Here is a 3,330-nt window from a genome sequence, read left to right on the forward strand (position 1 = left end):
ATAAAAAATAGCTGTGAAAAATCTATCGTCATAGATTTCTTCACAGCTAATCTTAGTATGTTTTACATATTTCCAATCTAAAACATTGTCTTCTAATTTAAATGCTTTATATCCATTTTCGTTTAACATTTCTACAGCTTCTAATGATGTTAAGCATAGATTACCTCTACAATAAGCCACTATTTGAACATTTTTAGGAAGGTTATTTAATTGTTCTTCTAATTCCTCAATTGGCATGGAGATTGCTCCAGGAAAATGGCCACTTTCATATTCTTCTGTGGGACGCACATCTAATATTAATATTTCACCATTTTCAACTGGAGAGAGATAGTGGACAAAACAGAAGTCTAATCAAGGATTGAAGTACAATGATTGAAAAAACGTGCATTTCAGTATTTTAAAATGCACGTTTTGTTGGCATATAAACGTATAACATCATCTATGTAAACATTATATACGCGATTAGGAGTGTCACACTAGATAGACAAATTGAAGTAATAAAGATAACGATAGAAGGTTTAAGTGCGCTTGAGATGACGTCTTTTAAAACAATATTTAATCCCAAAGCGACCATTGCCATTAACATACATAACGTTGTGATGACATTAATAATATTCATCAACATTGAAGGTATAGGGATAAACGTATTTATACAAGCCATTAAAATAAAGCCAATTAGAAAATAAGGAATGTGAACTTTTTGTTGTTGTTGATCTGAATTTGATTGATAACGCATATACAGAATTAAGACAATACTTAATGGAATGAGTAAAAAAACACGACCTAATTTTCCAAGTAAAGCAAATGTCATTGTCTCTGGTCCACCAATACCTGCTGCTAAAACGACTTGAGCGATTTCATGTAAACTTATACCTGCCCAAGCGCCATAAATTATCTCAGGTATTTTAAAAATAGCCTCGATGGCTGTATATATTAGCGCAAATATAGTTCCAACTAATGCAATAATACCTACACTGATTGCAGTGTCTTTTTCTTTAGATTTTAAAATTGGTGCTGTAGCAGCAATCGCTGCAGCGCCACATACACCTGTACCGATACCAAGTAGTATAGAGATATCTTTATTTCCTTTAAGTATACGATTTAAAATTAAAGTTAAACTGATTGAGAAGATAATGACGAATATATCAATTAGTACTAATTTCCAGCCTTTGCCTAGAATATCTCCCATATTTAGCTTTAATCCATATAAGATAATCGCAAATTTTAATAAACGCTTCGATGCAAAAGTAATACCAGGACGAAGTTGTTCTGGGTAACCTTTGATTTGGCGGTATATCATCGCACAAATGATTGCAATAGCTAAAGCCCCAATTGTATGTAAAACAGGAAATTGAGCTAATATATAACTGGTAATTGCAATCACAAATGTAAACATAATGCCTTTTATAAATGACGCTTGCGTTAATAATTTCATATGTATTTCTCACCTCGATATGAAATCTTAGCACGTTATTGTTATAACGTTAAATAAATAATTAGTATAGTATCTATATCAAAAATGATATATTAGACTTGAAGGAGAATGATACATGGATCCGTATAAGGTATTAATTGAAGTAATCAAAACAGAAAGTTTTACTAGAGCAGCAGAAAATTTATATACGTCACAACCGTCTGTTAGTCGAGATATTAAACGTCTAGAATTAAAATATAATGTGAATATATTTGAATTTAAGTCTCCATATTTAAAACTAACGAATGATGGAGAAAAGCTTTTACAATATGCATTGCAAAGAGAAAGTATTGAACAAGCATTATGGCAAAATTTAGCATCTGAATCCGAAACCATCGCAGGCACGCTTACGGTCGGAAGTAGTTATACATATGGTGAATATTTATTATCAGAAAAACTCACCATTCTTATGCAACAACATCCGAAGTTACATATTCATTTACGTATTAATAATTCAGATTCTGTTATAAACGATATTAAACACAATAGAGTAGATATTGGGATTGTAGAAAAAGACATTCAAGATAATGCGATAGAATGTAAAAAAATAATTGAAGATGAAATGGTGTATATTTATAAAAAATCAATTAAGCCTAGAATGGATATATGCTTCGTTAGAGAAAAAGGATCAGGAACGAGGTTTTATCAAGAGGCAGGCCTTTCCGAACTGAAATTAAATCCCTATTTAGTAGAAATTAATAATATTAGTATTATTAAACAAATGGCAGAGGCTGGAAATGGATTTGCTATTATTTCCAAATCAGCAATTAATCCTGAAGATTATGAAAAGTTAGTGATAAAAACGCTCAATGTGAAACGTCATTATTATCTAGCTAAACATGTTGATAAATATATCGATAAAAATATTAGAACTGTCATTGAAACGATTATGAAATAATATATATAAGATGTGGAGGGGGACAAAATTTATCTTAAATGCGCTGTCTCCAGTGTGCTTAGCTTGAGCAATGTCTTAATGAAATGCGCTCTGTTGGGCGCCTTAATCACAAGGATGACTAGAACTGGGACAAGCTTGACTTAAATGCTTTCTCAGTTCAGTCGGTTATTGTGAATTTGCAAAATAGCATTATTATATGATGGATGTTTCAGACTCCAACTTTTTATTGTCGCGGTGCGGAATCTTCTGTGTCATTTTTTAATTTCAAGCATTTTATGCTAATGCAAAATAGCATGGAATTTAAGCTTTTAATAAAAATACATATATTTATGTTACTATATATGTAATTTACTGAATAATTTGACAATTTTAACTGGAGGCGATATCGATGATGTTTGGTTATCAAGTGAATGAACATGTGACGTTAAAAATATTAGAAGAGCGTGAAGCGGATCAACTTTTCAAATTAGTAGATAGCAATCGTGAATATTTAGGCGAGTTCTTGCCATTTGTCGAATATACAACTGAAGTTGCGCACAGTAAGACATTTATTCAGTCGGCGTTACAACAATTTACGCGTGGTGATGGCTTTCCATATCCTCTTTAGTAGCGGTTTTTTTCTTTAAGGTTCATTAATAATTATATAAGCGGGTGGGATAGTTATGATCTTTGGTTATCAAATAGATAAAGATATTAAATTAAAGATATTAGAAGAACGAGAAGCAGAACAGTTATTTAAATTAGTAGATAGTAACCGCAAATATCTAGCGGAATTTTTACCTTTTGTGGAACATACAAAGAGGGTGGAAGATAGTAAACACTTGGTTCTGTTGCAAAGTTGAATTTATAGTATAATTTTAACAAAAAGGAGTCTTCTGTATGAACTATTTCAGATATAAACAATTTAACAAGGATGTTATCACTGTAGCCGTTGGCTACTATCTAAGATATGCATTGA

2 protein-coding genes and 4 pseudogenes are annotated in these 3,330 nt (G+C 31.5%); 4 read left to right on the plus strand and 2 right to left on the minus strand.

Annotated features, from left to right (window positions below; genetic code table 11):
• Together KA878_RS09220 and KA878_RS09225 are read right to left on the minus strand one after the other, a co-directional pair.
• A pseudogene (locus tag KA878_RS09220) lies at window positions 1–309 on the minus strand (rhodanese-like domain-containing protein); the annotation flags it as partial.
• A gap of 130 nt (window positions 310–439) precedes the next feature.
• On the minus strand, window positions 440–1,435 hold the full coding sequence (locus KA878_RS09225) for a YeiH family protein (protein ID WP_193839813.1): 996 nt from the start codon (window positions 1,433–1,435) through the stop codon (window positions 440–442).
• Between the two features lie 115 nt (window positions 1,436–1,550).
• Between KA878_RS09225 and KA878_RS09230 the strand changes: the two genes are divergently transcribed.
• From KA878_RS09230 to KA878_RS09245, 4 genes and pseudogenes are all read left to right on the plus strand, one after another.
• Window positions 1,551–2,372 carry a LysR family transcriptional regulator gene (locus KA878_RS09230; RefSeq protein ID WP_193839812.1) on the plus strand — a complete coding sequence of 274 codons (822 nt, stop codon included), beginning with the start codon at window positions 1,551–1,553 and terminating at the stop codon, window positions 2,370–2,372.
• 388 nt (window positions 2,373–2,760) lie between these two features.
• A pseudogene (locus KA878_RS09235) lies at window positions 2,761–2,964 on the plus strand (GNAT family N-acetyltransferase); the annotation flags it as partial.
• Between the two features lie 73 nt (window positions 2,965–3,037).
• Window positions 3,038–3,199, plus strand: a pseudogene (locus tag KA878_RS09240) (GNAT family N-acetyltransferase); the annotation flags it as partial.
• Between the two features lie 52 nt (window positions 3,200–3,251).
• Window positions 3,252–3,330 (plus strand): annotated as a pseudogene (locus KA878_RS09245) (IS6 family transposase); the annotation flags it as partial.

Source organism: Staphylococcus sp. GDY8P57P, from assembly GCF_017892585.1.
GTDB classification, from domain to species: domain Bacteria; phylum Bacillota; class Bacilli; order Staphylococcales; family Staphylococcaceae; genus Staphylococcus; species Staphylococcus borealis.